Below are 19,931 nucleotides of genomic sequence, written 5' to 3'. Positions count from 1 at the left end.
ACGCCACATAGAGGGTACGAGCCATGCAATACGCCATCCAGCAGCTAATCGAAAATCTCCCGGATCACGTAGTCGATTTCAAGAAGCGCCCTGACGGGATGTTGCTGATGACGTTGCGTAAGGACGATGAAGTGGTATTCGTAAAGGCAATCGACCGTCAGACCGTATTTTGTGAAGTCCGCGTCAAGGCTTTGCTGCATGAAATCATGCGTGACAACAAACTGGTCAGCGGCGAAATCAATTGGAAAGGCCAGGGTGCTCAGTGGATCGACCGCACGCTGCCAACCTTTACCGGTGCGCCAATCAACCCGACTGCCGCCAAGATGATGTGGGCACGTCGTACGCGTGACGGTGGCTACCGCGCTACTGCCTAATAAGGCAGCCATAACACCCAAAAGCCTCGCTAATGCGGGGCTTTTTGCGGTTTGCAGTAAAGATTTTCCATGTCCTGCACGGTAAGGACGGCAAGGCATGTGGGGCCGGCGCTCTCTTGCCAGGGCGCCGGCTGCATGGGTTCAGCCGGCCAGCACGCTGTCGACCAGCGCCTTGGCTTCTTCCTGAATGCGTTTCAGGTGAGCATCGCCCTCGAAGCTTTCGGCATAGATCTTGTAAACGTCCTCGGTGCCGGAGGGGCGAGCGGCGAACCAGCCGTTGTCGGTGACCACTTTCAGCCCGCCAATGGCTGCACCGTTGCCCGGTGCTTCGGTGAGAATCGCGGTAATCGGCTGGCCAGCCAGCTCACTGGCGGTCACTTGGGAGGCCGACAGCTTGCCTAGGCGGGCTTTCTGCTCACGGTCGGCCGGTGCGTCGATACGTTGGTAGACGGGAGCACCGAAGCGTTCGGTCAGCGCCTGATAGCGCTCGCCTGGATCTTTGCCGGTCACCGCGGTGATTTCCGCAGCCAGCAGGCCGAGGATGATGCCGTCCTTGTCGGTAGACCACGCGCTGCCGTCCTTGCGCAGGAACGAAGCCCCGGCGGATTCCTCGCCACCAAAGCCGAAATTGCCCTCGACCAACCCGTCGACGAACCATTTGAAGCCCACTGGCACTTCCACCACGTTACGGCCGATGCCCTGGGCAACGCGGTCGATCATCGAGGAAGACACCAATGTCTTGCCGATAGAGGCCTGAGCCGACCACTGCGGACGGTGAGTGAACAGGTACTCGATGGCCACTGCCAAATAATGGTTGGGATTGAGCAGGCCCACCGAGCGGGCGACGATACCGTGGCGGTCGTGGTCGGTATCACAGGCGAAGGAGACGTCGAAGCGATCCTTGTTTTCGATCAGCCCGGCCATGGCATAGGGCGAGCTGCAGTCCATGCGGATCTTGCCGTCCCAGTCCACGCGCATGAAGCGGAAGGTCGGGTCGACGCGGGTCGACAGCACCTCCAGCGGCAGGCCGAAGCGCTCGGCGATGCGCGTCCAGTAATGCACGCCGGCGCCGCCCAGCGGGTCGACCGCGAACTTCAGGCCCGAGCCGCGAATTGCCTGCAGATCGAGCACCTGCTCGAGGTCGCCGACGTAATTCTCGATAAAGTCGTAACGCTGGGTGGTCGGCGCCTTCAGGGCGCTGGCGTAGTCGATGCGCTGCACACCCTTGAGGCCTGCCACCAGCAGTTCGTTGGCGCGTTCCTGAATCCACTTGGTGACGCCGGTGTCAGCCGGGCCGCCGTTCGTTGCGTTGTACTTGAAGCCGCCGTCGGCAGGCGGGTTGTGCGATGGGGTGATAACGATGCCATCGGCCAGGCCGCTTCTGCGTCCCCTGTTGTAATCAAGGATCGCCTTGGAGATCGCCGGGGTCGGCGTGTAGCCGGGCTCGCCAGCGGTTTCACTACAGCCTGCATCGATACGGGTTTCGATACGGTTGGCAGCCAGTACTTCCAGCGCCGAGACGAACGCGGGCTCGGAAAGCGCGTGGGTGTCCATGCCGATGAACAGCGGGCCGTCGATACCTTGGCCATTGCGGTAATCGCAGATCGCCTGGGTCACGGCAAGGATGTGCCATTCGTTGAAGCTGTTCTTCAGGGACGAGCCGCGGTGGCCCGAGGTGCCGAACGCCACCTGCTGTGCGGGGTCGCTCGGGTCCGGACGTTCGCTGTAATAGCGGGATACCAGGCGCGGCAGATTGGCCAGGCTGTGCTCGTCGGGAAGGCGTCCCGCAGTGCTGTGGATGCTCATCAATCGTTCCTTTGATGGGATGAAGGGGCCAGGCGGCTATCGCAGCACGCGAGGCATCGGACTCGGGGTTCGACACCACAGCAGTGGCCTGGAGTTCCCCATACTCATGGTCGCGGATGATAAAGACTGCAGAATAAATCGCCAGCGCCTTCGCTGGGGGCGCGATTCAGGGCGGTTGCAGATACCCGAATATTCCGTCTGTCGGCGATAGATTTTGTTCATGAGCGCAATGCTGTCACTTTGCTATCTTGCTGTTAAGCCTCTGCAAAAATATAGGGGGCGTGTCTTGCAGGGCCGACAAGGAGTGGTTGGTTAAAACGCTCTAGTCATCCGGTGCCGCCATGAACCTTCGCAATTTCAATATCGCCCCCCGTGCCGCTTTTTGTTTCGCCCTCATTACCTTACTGGTCGTGGTATTGGGGACGTTCTCGCTGTTCAAGTTGGGTGACCTGTATGAGGCCGAGCAGGATATAGAAGCCAACTGGATGGTCAGCATCCAGGCCACCAGCGAGATGCAGAAGGATCTACTTAACATTCGCTTGGAAACCCTGAGGCTACTGGCTGTTGGTGAAAGCACCGGGCAGAAATCGATCGATGAAAGTGCTGCGCAAAACTACCGTACAGCCCTCCAGCAGGCGCTGCAGCAGTATGGCGATCACCTGGTTTCTAGCCCTGCCGAGCGAACCCTTTTCGAGCATGTACGCGCCAGTACGCAAACCTATCTGAGCGGTCAGCAGCAGATCGTTGACCTGCTGCACCAGACGCAGATCCAGCAAGCCCTTGATCTGGCTAACGGCCAGGTGCGCAATGACGGCACTGCTCTTCAGCAGCAGCTTGACGAACTGACTGCCTACAACATGCAGGGCGCCAAACAGGCAGGGCTTACCGCCAGTAAAACCTATGAACATGGGCGTACCGGCGTGGTGGTGACGATCTCCGTCGCTGTTTTGCTGACGGTGTTGCTGGCAACCTTGCTGACGCGCTCTATCGCCGCGCCGATCAACGAAGCACTGGTCAGCGCCGAGACCATCGCCTCCGGTGACCTGACCCGCACCGTTCAAGTCAGCGGCAAGGACGAAGCGGGGCGGCTGCTGGCCGCCCAGGCGACCATGCAGAAGAACCTCAACGAGGCGATTCGCCAGATCAGTGATTCGTCCACGCAACTGGCCGCGGCTGCAGAGGAAATGGCCTCGGTGACGGAGGAGAGCACTCGCGGTTTGCAGAGCCAGAATGCCGAGATCGACCAGGCCGCCACCGCAGTTACCGAGATGAGTGCGGCGGTCGAAGAGGTATCGCGCAATGCCAGTGGCGCCTCTGATGCAGCGCGCGATTCGACCCTATCGGCGAATGCCGGTAACCAGCATGTGGCGCGCACGGTGGCGGCGATTCGTCAGTTGTCGGGCAATGTGGTTGAGGCATCCGATCAGGTTCAGGGGCTTGCCAATCAGGCGCGTGATATCAGCAAGGTGCTCGACGTGATTCGCAACGTCGCCGAGCAGACCAACCTGCTTGCACTCAACGCGGCCATCGAGGCCGCGCGGGCAGGTGACCATGGCCGTGGTTTTGCTGTAGTGGCGGACGAAGTGCGTGGCCTGGCCCACCGTACTTCTGCTTCTACCCAGGAAATCGAACAGATGATCGCCGCAATTCAGGCCGGCACCGAGAAGGCTGTGCAAACCATGCGTACCAGCAGTCAGGAGGCGACTAATACCCTGCAGGTCGCCGATGAGGCGCGCAACGCCTTGGGGCAGATTGTCGACTCCATCGGCATGATCAACGAGCGCAACCTGCAGATCGCCACCGCTTCGGAACAGCAGGCCCATGTGGCCCGTGAGGTCGACCGCAACCTGGTGAGCATTCGCGATCTGTCGATCCAGAGCGCTTCCGGCGCCGACCAGACTGCAGCGGCGTGCAGCGAGTTGGCTCGTCTGGCGCAGGGGCTCAATACGCTGGTAGGCCGATTCAAGTTGAGTGCGTGACATGAGTGAGCGGGCTAGCGGCTCAGTGACCATGGTCAATGAGCCGCTAGCCTGGCTATGATGCAGGCCATGAGCCTATCGACGCCGATCCGCCATCCCTGTCCGCCTGGCGCTTGCGACTGCGAGCGTGAACAACTGCTGGAAACTGCCAGCGGCGATCAGCGCATCCTGATGCTGACCAAGACAGAGGAGAAACGCCTGCTCGAGCGTCTGGAAAATCTTGCCAGCCTGGAAGACCTCGAGCGTATGCAGCAGCGTATGTTCGAGCAACTGGGCATTCGCGTAGAAGTCGCTCCCGGCTTCAATGAAGTGCGCAGCATGCGCGGGATTGCCATTGAGGTGACGACCTTTCCCGGCCTGTGCCGCAAAACTCGCCAAGCCATTCCAGCGGCCATTCGCCGGGGCCTGGAGCGGCGCCCGGAAATCGCCTACGCGCTGCTCAACGCCAACGATCTGTTTCGCGATCTTTGAATTCCACGGCAGACGCCTAAAGGTTTCGGCAGTCCGCCCCCAGCGCCTGATAGCGCGCGTCGAAATCAGCGGCCAGAGCGGCCACGGTAATCATCGATAACCGTTGCAACAGTAGTGCCTGTGCCTCGTCGAAGGCTTGAGCCAGGGCGCTGTTGACCGCTTGTTCAACCAGGCACTGAGGGTGTTCAGTGGCCAGGCCGATACTGAAGATCGACTGGGTGCCCAGTGCCTCGTGAATATCCAGCAGAGTGATATCCGCCAATGGCTTGGCCAGCGCCCAGCCGCCGTTGTGGCCCTTGTCCGAGGTCACGTATCCCTTGTCGCGCAGCAGGCCCATGGTTCGGCGCACTACCACGGGATTGGTTTCCAGCATCCTGGCGATGGTTTCCGACGTGGTGCGCTGCTCATGGCGATCCATATGGATCAGCACGTGCAGCATGCGTGACAAGCGGGTGTCGTTTCTCATGAGCATCTCGAGGTAGAGCGGCGTTGATACGGAAGTATGGTTCGTAATGAGTAAAGTTACGAGAGTTGACGTGATCACGTTACGTAACTTATGGTGTTTCGTGATGGCCTGGGCTTAACCGGGCTCGGCATGGAGGAGTGATGCCATGAGTTATGACGCAATCATTATTGGCGGCAGCTATGCCGGCTTGTCCGCGGGACTACAGCTGGCACGCGCGCGCCGTCGGGTGCTGGTGATCGACGGCGGCGTGCGGCGCAATCGCTTCGCCAGCCATTCCCATGGTTTTCTTGGCCAGGATGGACGACCGCCTGCAGACATTGCTGCCGATGGCCGCGCCGAGCTGATGGACTACCCGAACGTGACCTGGCTGGTCGGTGAAGCGGCCGAGGTGCGTGGTGGCAGCGACGCCTTTGAGGTGACGCTGGCCAACGGGCAAACGCAGTCCGGGCGGCGTCTGGTGCTAGCCAGTGGCGTGCGTGACGAACTGCCGGCCATCGACGGTCTGGTCGAGCGCTGGGGACGCAGTGTTTTTCATTGTCCCTACTGCCATGGTTATGAGCTCGATCAGGGCCGCATCGGCGTACTGGCCGTCTCGCCAATGTCGATACACCACGCAATGATGTTGCCTGACTGGGGTAGCACGACATTTTTCACCAATGGTGTCTTTGCCCCCGACACCGAGCAACTCGAACAGCTGGCAAACCGAGGCGTGGTGGTTGAGCCGGAGCGGGTGAGGTCGATCAGCGGCGAGCGGGTCGATATCAACCTGGCCGATGGCCGCAGCGTTGCCCTTGACGGCCTGTTCGTGATGCCACGTACCCACCAGAACAGTCCGCTGGCCGAGCAGTTGGGTTGCACGCTTGCCGATGGCCCGATGGGCCCGTATCTGCAAACGTCCGAGACGCAAGAAACCAGCGTGCCGGGTGTATTCGCATGCGGCGACGCAGCCCTGGCAGCGGGCTCCGTGGCATTGGCGGTAGGAACCGGCGCAAGGGCAGGGGCGGGCGCTCATCAGTCGCTGATCTTCCGCTAGAGGGGCGCAGATCAATGAATCGGCTCCAGCGCTGAGGCATACTGGCGGTTCCTTTGCCATGACCGAATTGTCCCGTGCAGATGCCTGGTTTCCGTCTCAATAAAGCCACTCGCTACCGAACTCTCCAACGTCTTGTCAGCCACTGCTTGCTCGCAGTGGCTGCCTTGCTGTGCGCCGCAGGCCTGGCTCATGCCGAAGCGGATATCGCCGCAGGTGAGGCGTTGTTCAAGCGCAACTGTGGCAATTGCCACAATGTTGGGCCAGGCGCCCGTGCAGCCTTTGGCCCGCAGCTCAACGGCATCGTTGGCCGTGAGGCCGGGTCGACGAGCGACTACCGCTATTCGCCGGCCATGAAGGACTCCAGCGTGGTCTGGAGTCGAGAAACCCTCAGCGCCTTCATCAAGGATTCCGACGAGGTCGTGCCCGGCAACAAGATGCGCTTCTGGGGCATTGGCGATCAGCAGAAAATCGACAACCTGTTGCTCTACCTCGAGTCTCACCAAAAACATTAGCGCCTAGGCGCTCTTATGCCGCGCGTCAGCCATTCAGTCTGAACGAAGCCCCGCATGCCGGTTCTGAAAATACACAGACTTTTCAACCGGCGGACGGCCTGGCCGTTCGTGATCCGCCCTCTCAACTCTCGGGATCGCTATGGCAGACGAAGAACAGATCAACTGGTTGGTCGAGCAGTCCATGCTGCATGCGGCCCGCCAGCGTACGCGTCTCTATTCGGGGCAAGCGCGGCTGTGGCAGCAACCCTATGCGCTGGCCCGCCCACGTAGCGTCACTGCAGTCGCTTCGGTGTGGCTGGCTGTCTATCCGGCGTCGATCATTACCGCGCCAGACGGCTCTGTGCTTCAGGCGCTCGGCGATGAACGCCTGTGGGCCGCGCTCTCCGAGCTGGGCGTGCAGGGCATCCATACCGGGCCGCTGCGGCGTGCAGGCGGCTTGCAGGGGCGTGAATACACGCCAACCGTGGATGGCAACTTCGACCGCATCAGCCTGGAGATCGACCCGCAGTACGGCAGCGAAGAACAACTGGTTCACCTGAGCCGTGTGGCGGCTGCGCACAATGCGGTCACCATTGATGACTCGATTCCGTCGCACACCGGCAAGGGGGCGGATTTTCGTCTGGCAGAAATGGCCTATGGCGATTACCCCGGCCTCTATCACATGGTGGAGATTGCCGAAGCCGATTGGGCGTTGCTGCCGCCGCTTCCCGAAGGCCGTGACTCGGTGAACCTCTCGCCGGTGGTGGTCGATGCCCTGCGTGACAAGCATTACATCGTCGGCCAATTGCAGCGGGTGATCTTCTTCGAGCCGGGCGTCAAGGAAACCGACTGGAGTGCTACGGGCGAGATTACCGGCGTGGACGGCAAGGTGCGGCGCTGGGTGTACCTGCACTATTTCAAAGAGGGCCAGCCCTCGCTCAACTGGCTGGATCCAACTTTTGCTGCCCAGCAACTGGTTACGGGCGAGTCGCTGCATGCCATCGACGTGATTGGTTCGCGGGTACTGCGCCTGGACGCCAACGGCTTCCTCGGTGTCGAGCGGCGCAGCCATGGCAACGCCTGGTCGGAAAGCCATCCACTGTCGCTGACCGGTAACCAGCTGCTTGCCGGCATGATCCGCAAGGCCGGGGCGTTCAGCTTCCAGGAATTGAACCTGACCCTGGATGATATCGCTGCGATGTCCCAGGGCGGCGCGGATCTGTCTTACGACTTCATCACCCGACCGGCTTACCAGCACGCGCTGCTGACTGGTGAGGTGGAGTTCCTGCGTCTGATGATGCAGCAGATGCACGATTTCGGCATCGACCCTGCGTCGCTGATCCACGCGCTGCAGAACCACGACGAACTGACCCTGGAACTGGTGCATTTCTGGACGCTGCACGCCAACGATACCTATGTGTTCCGTGGGCAGAGCCTGCCTGGCAGCATCTTGCGCGAGCACATTCGCGGCGAGATGTACGAGCGCCTGACCGGCGAACATGCGCCTTATAACCTGAAGTTCGTTACCAACGGTGTTGCCTGCACCACGGTGAGTATCATCACCGCGGCGCTGGGCATCCGTGATCTGAATGCCATTACCGATGCCGACATCGAGCAGATTCGCCGCGTGCATCTGCTTCTGCTGATGTTCAACGCCATGCAGCCGGGGGTGGTTGCCTTGTCCGGTTGGGATCTGGTCGGTGCATTGCCGCTCGATCCAGAACAGGTGGCCGAGCTGGTTGCCGATGGCGACACGCGCTGGATCAACCGTGGTGGCTATGACCTGGTCGATCTGGACGCTGAGTCGGAGCTTTCCGCCGAGGGCCTGCCGCGTGCCCGTCAGCTGTATGGCAGCCTCAGTGAGCAACTGCTCGATCCGCAGTCGTTCGCCTCCCAGGCGCGGCGCATGTTCGCAGCGCGGCGTTCCCATGGCGTGGCGTCCAGCCGGCAAATCGCTGTGCCGGTGACTAACCATCCGGCGCTGTTGATCATGGTGCACGAGCTGCCAGCCGGGCGTGGCATTCAGGTCACGGCGCTGAATTTTGGTGCCGAGGCGCTAAGCGAGGTGATCACCCTGGAGCAGGTCGAGCCGGGGCCGGTGGTGGATATCATCCATGAGCGGCTGATCGGCGATCTGTCTGCTGACGGGCAACTGCATATCCAGCTCGAACCGTATGAGGGCCTGGCGCTACGTATCGCCAGCATGGCACCGGGGATTACGCCGCTGGATCACTGATGCTTATTCCTTCTAGGGCTAAGCACATAATCATTGGATATTTGAGGGCGCGCCCGCTCGCGCCTTATCGTCGGTATCACAAGGGCTGGCCAAGAGGCTGGTCGCAGCCGAGTTGAGGTTTCAATGAACAGCGAGTTTGCCACCAGCAGTGTCGGTGGCACCGAGGCAGAGTGCTCTTCCCATTCGATCAACTGGCAGCTTGAGCAAACTGTCGAGGGGCTGCGTGCCGCGCGTGCCGAATGGCGTAATCGTTCAGGGCGCGATCCTGAGCTGGGCGGTCGTGAGCTGCCGTCACGGCAGGCGGTTGCCGCAGTGCTTAGCGGGCTGTGCGGTGCATTGTTTCCAATGCGCCTTGGGCCGCCTGAGCTACGTGAGGAAAGCGAGGACTATTACGTTGGTCACACGCTGGATCGCGCACTCAATAGCTTGGTCGCGCAGGTTCGCCTGGAACTGCGTTATGCCGCGCGTCAGCGTGGCGAGGGCGTAGAACGGGTTGATCAGCAATCGGTTGCTATCGTTCGTGATTTTGCCGCGGCGTTGCCGGCGCTGCGCCGGCTACTCGATCAGGATGTGGTGGCTGCTTTCAACGGCGACCCGGCGGCGCGCAGCGTAGACGAGGTGCTGCTCTGTTACCCCGGCGTGCTGGCGGTGATCTATCACCGTCTGGCTCATCATTTGTACCGCACAGGTTTGCCGCTGCTGGCGCGCATCGCCGCAGAAACCGCCCACGGCGCCACTGGCATCGACATCCATCCGGGTGCGCAGATCGGCCACAGCTTCTTCATCGACCATGGCACGGGTGTGGTGATCGGCGAGACCGCGATCATCGGCAATCATGTGCGTATCTACCAGGCCGTTACCCTAGGCGCCAAGCGCTTCACCAGTGACGAAAGCGGGCAGTTGCACAAGGGCCAGCCGCGCCACCCGATCGTCGAAGACGATGTGGTGATCTATGCCGGCGCCACCATTCTGGGCCGCATCACCATCGGCAAGGGCTCGGTAATCGGCGGTAACGTCTGGCTCACCCGCAGTGTCGAGCCTGGGAGTAATGTGTCTCAGGCCAGCGCTCAGCAACGTGAATGCTGAACTGACATGGCTTGATCTGTGTCACAGGATAGTCACGCAAATTTCATAGACTCGCTGCGAGACCAAAGAGAAAAGAAAGGAGAAGAGAGATGGATGATTATCAGGAAGAGTTGCTCGAGTCCCGCGCCCTGGAACAGGACGTGCCCGAGTTCGCTGAAGATGCAACCGAGCTGTAACCGCTTGCTTGCGGCAAGACCGGGGCTTGAACGGTAATCCGTACAGCCCATTTGCCCGAATCAAAAGAAAAGGCCCGCTGCATATGCAGCGGGCCTTTTCGTTGCAGCGCTATTTTCAGCGCTGCCGCTTTCGACAGGTTGTTACTGCGTCAGGGCTTTCACCAGGCTATCGACGTTACTTTCCAGCTCAGCCAGCGGATCGTCGCTTTCGGTTTCCAGCACCAGCAGGGGAATGCCGGCGGCCTTGACCGCATCCGCTACCGGCTGAGGCGGTTGACGGTGGTGCAGGACCAGCGCTACGTCGTCTTCCTTCAAGGCGCTGGTCAGCGCTTTCAGGGACTCCGCATCCCATTCGCGGTCATCACGGCTGTCGCTGCTGACCAGATCCAGGTTGAGGCCACTGACCAGATAATCCAGGCGATTGGTCAGGCTGTAGACCGACAGGTTGTCGGCCTTGGCCAGTTCGGCCTCGCTGTGTGCATTGAGCTTGAGCAGCCGCTGCTTGATGGTGGCTAGGTTCTGCTCGACCTTGCCTTTGGCGTCTGGTGCGAGGCGTACCAGGTCGGCAGCCATCACGTCGGCCATACGCCCCATATTATTGATCGCCAGCCACGGGTGGCCGGCCAGGTCGTTGTCGTCCGCGCTTTCGGCCTGGGTAGCGATGCCGGGCAGGGCACCGTCCACCGGACGCGCCGCGTCGATTTCGACGATGCGGATATTGCTGCGCCGGGCCATAGGGTAGAGCGGGTCTTCCGACCACAGCGAGCGCAGGCCAATGGCTGCGTCGGCATCCGCTGCGACCTTCTGCAGCGCAGCAGCGCCACGGCCAGCGAAATACGACACCTGGCGGCTGGCCGGAAGGTTAGCGGGGGCGGCGCGTTCGATGCGCACGGCGGTGCCTTCCAGCAGATCGCTGGCAAGGCCGAAGGTGATGGGTTGCGAGACCAGGACGCTGACGTCCTTGGCCAGGGCGAGGCCGGGCAGGCTGAGGAGCAGGGCGAGGCCGAATTGATGGAGTCGATGGGTCATCCCAGGTTCCCTTTCAAGCTTGGTACGACGCCGCGCGCGATGGCGGCGAGGGCGAAGGCGATGCCGGCGATCATGATGATTGCGGCACCGGAGGGGATCGGCAGATCCAGCAAGATGGGCATGAGTATGCCGAGCAGTGTGCTGACGGTGGCGATCAGCACCGAGAGCCAGAAAAAACCTTTCAGTGACTGGCTGAGGAGTCGCGCCGCTGCAGCCGGAATGACCAGCAGGGCACCGACCAGAATGGCGCCGATCACCTTGACCGCAGCTACGGTAATAAGCGTCACCAGGATCACGAACAGGTAATCCAGGGTCTTCACGGCCACGCCGCGCACGGCCGCCAGTTGCGGGTTGAAGCTGGCCAGCATGATGCGGTTGTACAGCGGCAACGCCAGGGCCATGACCAGCGAGCCGACCACCAGCAGAACCAGCAGGTCGGTGCCATTGACCGTCAGTACCGAGCCGAACAGCACGTTCTCCAGAATGTGCACGTTGATGCGCCCGGCGAGAATCAGCAGCAGGCTGGCGCCCATGGCCAGGGACACGGAAAGGAACACGCCGATCAGGGTGTCCGGGGCCAGACCGGTGCGGTTGCGCAGGTAGTTGAGCAGGATACCGAACAGCAGGGCGTAGCCGAACAGGGCGCCGTAAGGGCCGGTGTAGGGCTCGCCGAGCAGGATGCCGATGGCCACACCGGTGAGTGCCGCGTGGCCGACCGCTTCGGAGAAGAAGGCGAAACGCTTGACCACCACCAGGGTGCCGAGGCCGCCCAGTACCGGGCCGATCAGCAAGCCGGCGAGCAGGGCATTGATGACGAAACCATAGACCAGTGCTTCAGGTAGATAGCCGGCGGACGCCCAGCCCTGAATCATCATGCGGAACTGTTCGTAGTCGATCATAACGGCGAGGTCTCCGCAGCGCGTACATGGGTGGAGAACAGGCTGAGCAGGCGCTCTGGGGTCAAGGCTTCAGCGGACGGTGCGTCGAACAGCACGCGGCGGCTAAGCCCCGTTACGCGATCGGCCAGGCGCTTGACCGCTTCCAGGTCGTGCTCGATCCACAGGACGCTGATGCCGGCGCGGCGCCAATCACCGAGCAGGCGTTCGAAGACCTGAATGCCGGCTTCGTCCAGCGCCGACATCGGCTCGTCGAGTACCAGCAGTTGCGGCGCTGGAATCAACCCTTGGGCCAGCAGCACGCGCTGGCGCTCGCCACCGGACAGCGCGCCCATGCGTCGCTTGCGCTTTTCCAGCATGCCGACCCGCTCCAGGGCCTCATTGATGTCCTTGGCGTAGTGTTTCGACAGGCCGAGAAAGGCCGGGCGGCGCTGGCACATGGCGGCCATGAAGTCGTCCACAGTCATTGGCAGGCCACGGTCGAACTCCAAGGCTTGAGGCACATAGCCGATGGTGCCGACGGCGCCTGGCCACTCCAGGCTGAGTTTGCCCTGGTGGGGCATCTGGCCGAGCAGGGTCTTGATCAGTGAGCTCTTGCCGCCGCCGTTGGGGCCGACCAGCGCATGCACACTGCCTGGCTTGACCTGAAAACTGACATTCTCGAGGATTTTCGTGCGGCCCAGCACCAGGCTGACCTGCTCGAAGTCGATAGTCGGGCCGATAGCGGTCACGCTCAGGTTTTCGGCCACGGTCATTTGCCGGCGTCCTGAATAGCGCGCACCACGGTGTTCATGTTGTTGGTCATTTCCTTCTCGTACTTCTCGGCGCTGTATTCGCCGTAGGAAATGTGTGAGAGCGGGTAAAGCTTGACGCCCGACTCGCGCTGGATGGTGTCGACGTAGGTGGACGGGAAGTCCAGTTCGGAGAAGATCACTTTCACGTCCAGTTCACGCAGCTGGTCGATGGTCTTCTTCAACTGGCTCGGGCTCGGCTCGATGCCGTGTGCCGGCTCCACCACCGCGGTGACTTCCAGGCCGAATTCGCGCAGCAGGTAGTCGTAGGCCGCGTGTACGGTGGCCACGCGCAGGTCGGCGTTCGGCGCCTCGGTCAACTGGGCGAGGGCATCGGCGCGCAGCTGGCGCAGGCGTTTGCCGTAGGCGCGGGCGTTCTGCGTGTAGGTCTTGGCATTGTCCGGATCGAGTTTGCCCAGCTCACGGGCAATATTGTTGATCTGCGCGATGGAGGCGCTGATCGACAGGAAGGTGTGCGGGTTGACCACCTTGCCGGCGCCGCGTGCGGCGATGCCGGTGGCAGCCAGCAGCGGCACGTTGGCGTTGGCCTCGATGACCTCGATGTCCGGTTTCTCGCTGGCGGCGATCATACGGTCGGCAAAGTCGTCATGGCCGACGCCGTTGAGCACCACCACGTCCAGAGAGCCGATGCGCTTGATGTCTTCCGAGCGTGGCTCGTAGGCATGGGGATTGAAACCGGCCGGAATCAGCGGCACCACTTCGGCCTTGTCGCCGACGATGTTGCTCACGTAGCTGTAATAGGGGTGCAGGGTGATGCCGATACGCAGCTTGGCATCAGCGGCGCTGGCAGCACCGAGCAACAGCAGGGCGGACAGGCCGATGGTCAGGCGTGACAGCAGGGGACGTGCGCGGGAGGGGCGAAAAATGGGCATTGGCGGGCGGTCTTCTGTCGGGTGAATCGGAGGTGATCAGTGGCGATGTTGCCGGGTCACACCTGCGTCGTACTGGGAGGCGATCTGCTGCCAGCCGGCAGTGATCAGGCTTTGCGCGTCCAGACTGGAAGGCGCTCTGGTGCTGGTACGGTTGAGCCAGACGTCGGCCTGCTCGTGCTCGGCGTCGACCAGCATGAGCATCGAACCGGCTACGTCCAGAACCTGGCTGGCACCGAAATAGGACGCCTCGTCACTGGGCAGCAATTGCCATTGGTGGCTGCCACGGCTAGTCGCGCTGGCATCGGCGGCGAACGGCGGAAAGCCTTCGTCGGCCAGCTCGGCGGGGCTCAGCAGCGCCTGCTCTTCGTCACGGCGGATGCGGATCTCGTCAGCGGCCACGCGTAGGTCGGCGTAGATGCCCTGTTCGGCGGCGGTGAGATCACGGCGGGCATCAATCTGATGGCTCTCGATGCTGGTTTCGCTTTCCGTCTCGCCATGCCAGGCCACTACCGAGCCGGCGGCCAGCAGGATGACCAGGCACAGCAGCAGTACGTAGAGGGTTTCATGACCGGCACCAGCGGGGCGTACGACCTGAACCGTCATGGGGCCTCGATTTCTGTGTGGTCGATTTCCACGATGTGGCCGGGGCCCGCATCGAACAGCACGTAGAACTCGCCCTCGGGGCGCTTGAAGGTGATGGTCGAGTCTTCGGCCAACTTGCCAGGTACCAGGATGCTTTCGTCGTAGCCGATCACGTCCAGGGTCACGCCGGCAGCTCCGCTACCATCGGAAAAACCGCCGGTGCAGCGGATGTTCTCGGCATCGATGTCTTCGCACTGGCACATCGGGTTGTGCGCCAGGGCTACACCGCTGAGCGAGAGCAGGGCGACGCCTGCGGCCAGACGTAGGGATTTAGAGTTGATCATTATTTGCCTCCTTGTTGTTTCTTCAGCCAGGCGACGGTGGACGGGGACGCCTGCTCGAGCGGCACGGCAGCTTGGTGCATGGAGCCATCCCAGCCCTCCATGGTGATCCACAGTTCGGCGTCGGGCTTGGTACGGGCTGGCAATGGCACAGTGGCTCCCATGCGGTGGGCGCTACCGAAGAATATGCCACCCGCGGCGCGCAAGCTGCGTGGTTTACCGATGCGCAGGTAAGTGGCCTTGACCTGGCTGGCGCATTCGGTGCACAGCGCGGCATTGAAGGATTTCATGTAACCGGCTGGGCCATCGAGCTCTGGTGGGCCAGCACGAAATTCGGCCAGACGGATCGACCAGGGACCCACCGCCACTTCACCGATCATGCGTTCGCCCAGGCCGCTGGTGCCGGTGAACAGCGCGACATCTGCGAAGTACTTGGGCATGAACCCCAGCGGGATGAGCACCAGCAGGATGTTGATGTGGAAGCGCCACTTGTACCAGAGGCGGCTGAGGGGCGAGGCGGGTTGTGCGGCAACGGCCTTGCTCATGCCTTCACCTCCGTGTTGTCGCTGCTGGTATTGGTTGCTCGGCTGCGGGCCGGCCGCTTGATCACCTTGGCGGTGGCCTGGGCGGTGCGTTTTGTCCAGATCAGCAGGCCGCTAAGTACCATCATGCTGAGCATCAGGCCGAAGAAGAACCAGATCATCTTGATCCAGATGCCGCCGAAGTCGCCGGTGTGCAGCGGGCGCATGGATTCGGTGACGAACTCCAGTTTGGAGCGATCTTCCAGCAGGCGCTGTTGCGCCACTTCGCCTGTGTAAGGGTTGATGGAGGCGCTCTGGAACATCAGCGGGTACCAGCCGCGACCGCTCACGGATATGTGGTCGTAGGCGTTGCTCGGCAAACGGGTGAAGCTCACGTCCAGGCTCGGCACCTTGCTGATGGCAATCTGCGCTGCTTCGTCCAGACCGATCATGGGGATCGGCTCGCCGGGTCTGACATTGGGCACGTCTTCACGTGCGACCACGGCAGGCACGCCCTCGGTCGAGATGGAAATCTGGTTGTCGAACAGGATCGCCTGGATCAGGAACCAGATGCCAGTGATCGACACCACGGCGATGAACCAGATCGACCAGATACCGCTCAGGCGGTGAAAGTCGCCCCAGAAGATCCGCGCACCCTGGTTGAAGCGCAAACGCGGTTTGAAGAAGCCTTTCCAGAATTTCTTGTAGACCACCAGGCCGGTGATCAGCGACAGCAGCATGGGGATGCCCATCATCGACACCAGGTACCAGCCCCAGCTGAAACCATTGGTGAAGGGCACCAGCCACCAGCCGTGCAGGGCGCGGGTGAACTGGCGGAAGTCGAACTGTGGACTGACGCCCTGGATGTCGCCGGTGTACGGATTGACGTACAGCGTCGGCGTGCTGCCGTCCGGGTAGGCGACCCTGGCGGTAAGCGCAAAGTGGGATTCGTCCGGCCGGCTGATGGATTGCACGATGGTCTGCGGCTCGGCCTTGTTGATCGCCGCCAGCACTTCGCCAAAGGTCATCAGTTCTGCGTCGTCCGACGGTTTGGTGGCGCGTACGTCCGGGTTGGCCAGCCAGACAATTTCCTGGCTGACCACTGCCAGGGTGCCGGTGACGCAGACGATCAGCACGAAGAACCAGATGGGCAGTGCGAGCCAGCTGTGGACGAGAAACCAGATTTTTGAACGCGACTTCTTGGACATGGAATATCAGTCTTGTGAAAGGCCATGAGTCACTGGGCGGAGCAGCGAAAAAAGGCACTTTTATTAACGGACGAAACCCCGCCTGCCTTACGGCCTGCGAGGGTGGAAACCCGATGGTGAGTGTTGCGATCGCACTCTTGTGTGTAGGTTACTTATTAAGACGGATGAGAAGCGTAAAACCCGCAGCCGCAAATGAAAATAATTATTTCATAGATTCAGATGTACTGATGCTGTCTTTTCGACATGTCCGACGCAACTCACCCGGTGTTTGCTGCAGCCACCGTTTGAAGGCGCGCTGGAAGGGCTCTGCCGAGGAGAAGCCAAGCAGATAGGCGATCTCGCCGAACGACAGTTCGGTGTCGCGTACATAGGCAATGGCCAAGTCGCGGCGAGTTTCATTGACGATGGTACTGAAACGCGTGCCTTCCTCGGCCAAACGTCGGCGCAGCGTCCAGGTCGGTAGCTGCAGCTGTCGGGCGATCTCCTCCATGTCTGGCTCGCAGCCATGCAGACGTGGCCCGAGCAGTTGGCTGATCCGCTCACGCAGGCTGTGGGTGCGGGTCAGGCGCTGCAGTTCCTGCTCACAGAGTTGCAGCAATTCCTGCCAGGTACCGGGGCAGTGCTGTGGATTGCGCAGGCTCAGCGTTTGTTGGTCAAGCCGCAGGCCGTTAAAGGCTGCATCGAAGAGGGGCGGGCAGCCGAACTCGGGCTGATAGCGCTCAACATAGGTGGGGGGTGAGAACTCCACCTGTAGTGCTTCGGCTTGCAGGGGCATGGCGACGAGCGTACCCAGCTGCTGCAGCCAGCCCACGAGTACCGAATCGACCACGAAGCGGTTGTAAGCGTTGTACGGGCCGATCGAGTGAAAGCGTAGCCAGGCGCCGCTGCTGTCTTCCTGAAGGGTCGAGCGGCCGCGGTAGTTGGAGGCATACAGCAGTTCGAAGCGGATCAGCGTACGTGCCGCTTCGCGCACTGTGGGGGCTTGGGCGGCGGTAACGCCCGCCAAGCCTAATTGATGCAGGCGGCCGAACCGACCCATCAGCAGACCCAGCGCCGGTTCACCGGTAAGTCGGATGGCGCTGTGACCCAGGTGCATATAACGCGGAATCGACAGCCGTGCCCGGGGCTCGGCCAGGCGTGTGGCATCGAAACCATACTGTTCCAGCAATGCTTGCGGCGCGTGGCCCAGATGGCGCAGGGCGTCTGCTAGGCTGTACAGAAAGCCGACGGAGAGATCGCCCAGGCGAATGCGTGCGGGGTTCATGGGCTCGGACGACGCTCGTGGAAGGATCAGCAGAGTATCTCGACCTGCGCCATCTCACCAGGCTTGGTGTTACTCAGGATCAGTAAGTTGTCATTTATGGTCATTGAGTGAGGGGCGTGGCTTCACTATTGTCTGTCGCATATCGACCGCTGCCCACAGAGGCCGCGGCATCCCGTGATCAACGCCGATGGATGCATGACCATGACCGCTTACCCGCATTTGCTCGCTCCGCTGGATCTGGGTTTCGTCACCCTGAAAAACCGCACCTTGATGGGCTCCATGCACACTGGGCTGGAGGAGAAGCCCGGCGGTTTCGAGCGCATGGCGGCCTATTTCGCTGAGCGCGCTCGCGGTGGTGTCGGCCTGATGGTCACCGGCGGTATTGCGCCGAACGAGGAGGGCGGGGTGTACGCTGGCGCGGCCAAGCTGAGTACAACTGAGGAAGCCGAGAAGCATCGCATCGTCACCGCAGCGGTGCATGCCGCCGACGGTCTGATCTGCATGCAGATCCTCCACGCCGGCCGTTATGCCTACAGCCCCAAGCAGGTTGCGCCGAGCGCCATTCAGGCGCCGATCAATCCGTTCAAGCCACGGGAGCTGGACGAAGAAGGCATCGAGAAGCAGATCGCTGATTTCGTCAACTGCGCGGTACTGGCGCGCCAAGCCGGTTATGACGGTGTCGAGATCATGGGTTCCGAGGGTTACTTCATCAATCAGTTCCTCGCTTCCCACACCAACCAGCGTACCGACCGCTGGGGCGGCAGTTTCGAGAATCGCATGCGCCTGGCGGTGGAGATCGTGCGCCGGGTGCGCGAGGCGGCCGGCAGCGACTTCATCATCATCTACCGGCTGTCTATGCTCGATCTGGTCGAGGGTGGCAGTGACTGGCAGGAAGTCGTCGTGCTCGCCAAGGCCATTGAAGCAGCGGGGGCGACCCTGATCAATACCGGGATCGGCTGGCACGAAGCGCGTATTCCAACCATCGCCACCAAGGTGCCGCGGGCAGCCTTCACCAAGGTCACCGCCAAGCTGCGTGGCGAGGTGACGATTCCGCTGATCACCACCAACCGTATCAACACCCCGGAAGTGGCCGAGCGCGTGCTGGCCGAGGGCGATGCCGACATGGTGTCCATGGCCCGGCCGTTTCTCGCCGACCCGGAGTTCGTCAACAAGGCGGCGGCTGGTCGTGGCGATGAAATCAACACCTGCATCGGCTGCAACCAGGCGTGCCTCGACCACACCTTTGGCGGCAAGCTGACCAGTTGCCTGGTCAACCCGCGTGCGTGTCATGAAACCGAGCTGAATTACCTGCCGACCGCGGCGGTGAAATCGATTGCCGTGGTCGGCGCCGGCCCCGCCGGGTTGGCAGCCGCCACGGTGGCGGCCGAGCGCGGTCATCGCGTCACTCTGTTCGATGCTGCGGGCGAAATCGGTGGCCAGTTCAACGTCGCCAAGCGAGTGCCTGGCAAAGAAGAATTCTTCGAAACCCTGCGCTATTTCAAGCGCAAGCTGGAAACCACTGGCGTCGAGCTGCGTTTGAATACGCGGGTCAACGCTGAGGAACTGATCGCCGCTGGTTTTGACGAGATCATCCTCGCCACCGGTATCGTGCCACGTACTCCGGCGATTCCCGGTATCGAGCATACCAAGGTGATCAGCTATCTGGACGCCATCCTGCAACGCCGGCCGGTCGGTCAGACGGTCGCGGTGATCGGTGCCGGCGGCATCGGTTTCGATGTCAGCGAGTTCATCACCCACGCGGGTGCGGCCACCAGCCTGGATCGTAATGCATTCTGGAAGGAGTGGGGCATTGACCCTGCTCTGCAGGCCCGGGGTGGCGTTGCCGGTGTTCAGGCCGAGGTCGAACCCGCCGCGCGCCAGGTATTTCTGCTGCAGCGCAAGAAGAGCAAGGTTGGTGACGGCCTCGGCAAGACCACCGGCTGGATTCACCGCGCCGGCCTGAAGAACAAACGGGTGCAAATGCTCAATGCTGTCGAGTACCTGAAGATCGATGACGAGGGCCTGCACATCCGCATCGCCGATGGCGAACCGCAGCTGTTGCCGGTGGATACGGTAATTCTCTGCGCCGGGCAGGATCCGCTGCGCGAACTGCAGGACGAACTGCTGGCTGCTGGGCAGGCCGTGCATCTGGTCGGCGGTGCGGATGTGGCGGCTGAACTGGACGCCAAGCGTGCCATCGATCAGGGCTCACGTCTGGCCGCCGCTCTCTGAGGCGCTGCTTTGCAGGGGGCTCTACCGAGCAGATCACAGTTTGGCTTAGCCATTCG

At 61.7% G+C, this 19,931-nt stretch carries 19 protein-coding genes; 8 read left to right on the top strand and 11 right to left on the bottom strand.

Going from position 1 to position 19,931, the window contains the following annotated elements:
* Nucleotides 1-23 precede the first annotated feature (23 nt).
* On the top strand, nt 24-374 hold the full coding sequence (locus ACZ3GY_RS09420; RefSeq protein WP_463564488.1) for a hypothetical protein: 351 nt from the start codon (nt 24-26) through the stop codon (nt 372-374).
* A gap of 141 nt (nt 375-515) precedes the next feature.
* Here the strand turns inward: ACZ3GY_RS09420 and pgm are convergent, their stop codons facing one another.
* Entirely contained in the window at nt 516-2,180 is a 1,665-nt protein-coding gene (pgm, locus tag ACZ3GY_RS09415) for a phosphoglucomutase (alpha-D-glucose-1,6-bisphosphate-dependent) (protein ID WP_465909789.1), read from the bottom strand.
* Between the two features lie 341 nt (nt 2,181-2,521).
* Between pgm and ACZ3GY_RS09410 the strand changes: the two genes are divergently transcribed.
* Together ACZ3GY_RS09410 and ACZ3GY_RS09405 are read left to right on the top strand one after the other, a co-directional pair.
* A complete protein-coding gene (locus tag ACZ3GY_RS09410) occupies nt 2,522-4,159 on the top strand; it encodes a methyl-accepting chemotaxis protein (RefSeq protein WP_465909788.1) in 1,638 nt (545 codons plus the stop codon).
* Nucleotides 4,160-4,228: 69 nt separating this feature from the next.
* The gene (locus tag ACZ3GY_RS09405; RefSeq protein ID WP_465909787.1) at nt 4,229-4,630 is read left to right on the top strand and encodes a hypothetical protein; all 402 of its coding nucleotides are present in this window, start codon (nt 4,229-4,231) and stop codon (nt 4,628-4,630) included.
* 16 nt (nt 4,631-4,646) lie between these two features.
* Here ACZ3GY_RS09405 and ACZ3GY_RS09400 read toward each other — a convergent pair whose 3' ends face one another.
* A complete protein-coding gene (locus ACZ3GY_RS09400) occupies nt 4,647-5,096 on the bottom strand; it encodes an Rrf2 family transcriptional regulator (protein ID WP_465909786.1) in 450 nt (149 codons plus the stop codon).
* 145 nt (nt 5,097-5,241) lie between these two features.
* Here ACZ3GY_RS09400 and ACZ3GY_RS09395 point away from each other — a divergent pair, with 145 nt between their 5' ends.
* The 4 genes from ACZ3GY_RS09395 (at nt 5,242) to epsC (ending at nt 9,942) form a co-directional block, all read left to right on the top strand.
* Nucleotides 5,242-6,129 carry an NAD(P)/FAD-dependent oxidoreductase gene (locus tag ACZ3GY_RS09395; RefSeq protein WP_465909785.1) on the top strand — a complete coding sequence of 296 codons (888 nt, stop codon included), beginning with the start codon at nt 5,242-5,244 and terminating at the stop codon, nt 6,127-6,129.
* Between the two features lie 155 nt (nt 6,130-6,284).
* A complete protein-coding gene (locus ACZ3GY_RS09390; protein ID WP_465909784.1) occupies nt 6,285-6,641 on the top strand; it encodes a c-type cytochrome in 357 nt (118 codons plus the stop codon).
* A 139-nt stretch (nt 6,642-6,780) separates the two neighbouring features.
* On the top strand, nt 6,781-8,856 hold the full coding sequence (treS, locus tag ACZ3GY_RS09385; RefSeq protein ID WP_465909783.1) for a maltose alpha-D-glucosyltransferase: 2,076 nt from the start codon (nt 6,781-6,783) through the stop codon (nt 8,854-8,856).
* Between the two features lie 123 nt (nt 8,857-8,979).
* A complete protein-coding gene (gene epsC, locus ACZ3GY_RS09380; protein WP_465909781.1) occupies nt 8,980-9,942 on the top strand; it encodes a serine O-acetyltransferase EpsC in 963 nt (320 codons plus the stop codon).
* 317 nt (nt 9,943-10,259) lie between these two features.
* Here the strand turns inward: epsC and ACZ3GY_RS09375 are convergent, their stop codons facing one another.
* The 9 genes from ACZ3GY_RS09375 to ACZ3GY_RS09335 all read right to left on the bottom strand — a co-directional run bounded on the left by ACZ3GY_RS09375 (nt 10,260) and on the right by ACZ3GY_RS09335 (nt 17,643).
* Nucleotides 10,260-11,147: a metal ABC transporter solute-binding protein, Zn/Mn family gene (locus ACZ3GY_RS09375; RefSeq protein ID WP_465909780.1), complete on the bottom strand. Its 888-nt coding sequence runs from the start codon at nt 11,145-11,147 to the stop codon at nt 10,260-10,262.
* Nucleotides 11,144-12,046, bottom strand: coding sequence for a metal ABC transporter permease (locus ACZ3GY_RS09370; protein ID WP_225831547.1), 903 nt, complete (start codon nt 12,044-12,046; stop codon nt 11,144-11,146). Before ACZ3GY_RS09370 ends, ACZ3GY_RS09375 begins: the two co-directional genes overlap by 4 nt.
* A complete protein-coding gene (locus ACZ3GY_RS09365; protein ID WP_465909779.1) occupies nt 12,043-12,798 on the bottom strand; it encodes a metal ABC transporter ATP-binding protein in 756 nt (251 codons plus the stop codon). The genes ACZ3GY_RS09370 and ACZ3GY_RS09365 overlap by 4 nt, the downstream gene beginning before the upstream one ends.
* Entirely contained in the window at nt 12,795-13,727 is a 933-nt protein-coding gene (locus ACZ3GY_RS09360) for a metal ABC transporter substrate-binding protein (protein ID WP_463564499.1), read from the bottom strand. Before ACZ3GY_RS09360 ends, ACZ3GY_RS09365 begins: the two co-directional genes overlap by 4 nt.
* A 36-nt stretch (nt 13,728-13,763) precedes the next feature.
* Nucleotides 13,764-14,330: a DUF6162 family protein gene (locus ACZ3GY_RS09355; RefSeq protein WP_465909778.1), complete on the bottom strand. Its 567-nt coding sequence runs from the start codon at nt 14,328-14,330 to the stop codon at nt 13,764-13,766.
* Nucleotides 14,327-14,653, bottom strand: coding sequence for a hypothetical protein (locus ACZ3GY_RS09350; RefSeq protein WP_465909777.1), 327 nt, complete (start codon nt 14,651-14,653; stop codon nt 14,327-14,329). The genes ACZ3GY_RS09355 and ACZ3GY_RS09350 overlap by 4 nt, the downstream gene beginning before the upstream one ends.
* Nucleotides 14,653-15,195 (bottom strand): PA2404 family protein, encoded by a 543-nt coding sequence (locus tag ACZ3GY_RS09345; RefSeq protein WP_465909776.1) that lies wholly within the window; start codon nt 15,193-15,195, stop codon nt 14,653-14,655. The genes ACZ3GY_RS09350 and ACZ3GY_RS09345 overlap by 1 nt, the downstream gene beginning before the upstream one ends.
* Nucleotides 15,192-16,379 (bottom strand): PepSY-associated TM helix domain-containing protein, encoded by a 1,188-nt coding sequence (locus tag ACZ3GY_RS09340; RefSeq protein WP_463564503.1) that lies wholly within the window; start codon nt 16,377-16,379, stop codon nt 15,192-15,194. The genes ACZ3GY_RS09345 and ACZ3GY_RS09340 overlap by 4 nt, the downstream gene beginning before the upstream one ends.
* A 202-nt stretch (nt 16,380-16,581) precedes the next feature.
* Nucleotides 16,582-17,643 (bottom strand): AraC family transcriptional regulator, encoded by a 1,062-nt coding sequence (locus tag ACZ3GY_RS09335; protein ID WP_465909775.1) that lies wholly within the window; start codon nt 17,641-17,643, stop codon nt 16,582-16,584.
* Nucleotides 17,644-17,838: 195 nt separating this feature from the next.
* Between ACZ3GY_RS09335 and ACZ3GY_RS09330 the strand changes: the two genes are divergently transcribed.
* Nucleotides 17,839-19,875 (top strand): oxidoreductase, encoded by a 2,037-nt coding sequence (locus tag ACZ3GY_RS09330; RefSeq protein ID WP_465909773.1) that lies wholly within the window; start codon nt 17,839-17,841, stop codon nt 19,873-19,875.
* Nucleotides 19,876-19,931 lie beyond the last annotated feature (56 nt).

It is taken from the genome of Pseudomonas sp. PME37.24/006 (assembly GCF_055556635.1).
This window is presented reverse-complemented; position numbering and strand designations above follow the sequence as displayed.

What these genes read in the sequence shown, in the direction of transcription:
- ACZ3GY_RS09345 (WP_465909776.1), bottom strand. Translation starts at nt 15,195, where the DNA reads ATGAGCAAGGCCGTTGCCGCACAACCCGCCTCGCCCCTCAGCCGCCTC.
- ACZ3GY_RS09365 (WP_465909779.1), bottom strand. Translation starts at nt 12,798, where the DNA reads ATGACCGTGGCCGAAAACCTGAGCGTGACCGCTATCGGCCCGACTATC.
- ACZ3GY_RS09400 (WP_465909786.1), bottom strand. Translation starts at nt 5,096, where the DNA reads ATGAGAAACGACACCCGCTTGTCACGCATGCTGCACGTGCTGATCCAT.
- ACZ3GY_RS09420 (WP_463564488.1), top strand. Translation starts at nt 24, where the DNA reads ATGCAATACGCCATCCAGCAGCTAATCGAAAATCTCCCGGATCACGTA.
- treS (WP_465909783.1), top strand. Translation starts at nt 6,781, where the DNA reads ATGGCAGACGAAGAACAGATCAACTGGTTGGTCGAGCAGTCCATGCTG.
- ACZ3GY_RS09395 (WP_465909785.1), top strand. Translation starts at nt 5,242, where the DNA reads ATGAGTTATGACGCAATCATTATTGGCGGCAGCTATGCCGGCTTGTCC.
- ACZ3GY_RS09370 (WP_225831547.1), bottom strand. Translation starts at nt 12,046, where the DNA reads ATGATCGACTACGAACAGTTCCGCATGATGATTCAGGGCTGGGCGTCC.
- ACZ3GY_RS09360 (WP_463564499.1), bottom strand. Translation starts at nt 13,727, where the DNA reads ATGCCCATTTTTCGCCCCTCCCGCGCACGTCCCCTGCTGTCACGCCTG.
- ACZ3GY_RS09375 (WP_465909780.1), bottom strand. Translation starts at nt 11,147, where the DNA reads ATGACCCATCGACTCCATCAATTCGGCCTCGCCCTGCTCCTCAGCCTG.
- ACZ3GY_RS09330 (WP_465909773.1), top strand. Translation starts at nt 17,839, where the DNA reads ATGACCATGACCGCTTACCCGCATTTGCTCGCTCCGCTGGATCTGGGT.
- ACZ3GY_RS09335 (WP_465909775.1), bottom strand. Translation starts at nt 17,643, where the DNA reads ATGAACCCCGCACGCATTCGCCTGGGCGATCTCTCCGTCGGCTTTCTG.
- epsC (WP_465909781.1), top strand. Translation starts at nt 8,980, where the DNA reads ATGAACAGCGAGTTTGCCACCAGCAGTGTCGGTGGCACCGAGGCAGAG.
- pgm (WP_465909789.1), bottom strand. Translation starts at nt 2,180, where the DNA reads ATGAGCATCCACAGCACTGCGGGACGCCTTCCCGACGAGCACAGCCTG.
- ACZ3GY_RS09340 (WP_463564503.1), bottom strand. Translation starts at nt 16,379, where the DNA reads ATGTCCAAGAAGTCGCGTTCAAAAATCTGGTTTCTCGTCCACAGCTGG.
- ACZ3GY_RS09410 (WP_465909788.1), top strand. Translation starts at nt 2,522, where the DNA reads ATGAACCTTCGCAATTTCAATATCGCCCCCCGTGCCGCTTTTTGTTTC.
- ACZ3GY_RS09350 (WP_465909777.1), bottom strand. Translation starts at nt 14,653, where the DNA reads ATGATCAACTCTAAATCCCTACGTCTGGCCGCAGGCGTCGCCCTGCTC.
- ACZ3GY_RS09405 (WP_465909787.1), top strand. Translation starts at nt 4,229, where the DNA reads ATGAGCCTATCGACGCCGATCCGCCATCCCTGTCCGCCTGGCGCTTGC.
- ACZ3GY_RS09355 (WP_465909778.1), bottom strand. Translation starts at nt 14,330, where the DNA reads ATGACGGTTCAGGTCGTACGCCCCGCTGGTGCCGGTCATGAAACCCTC.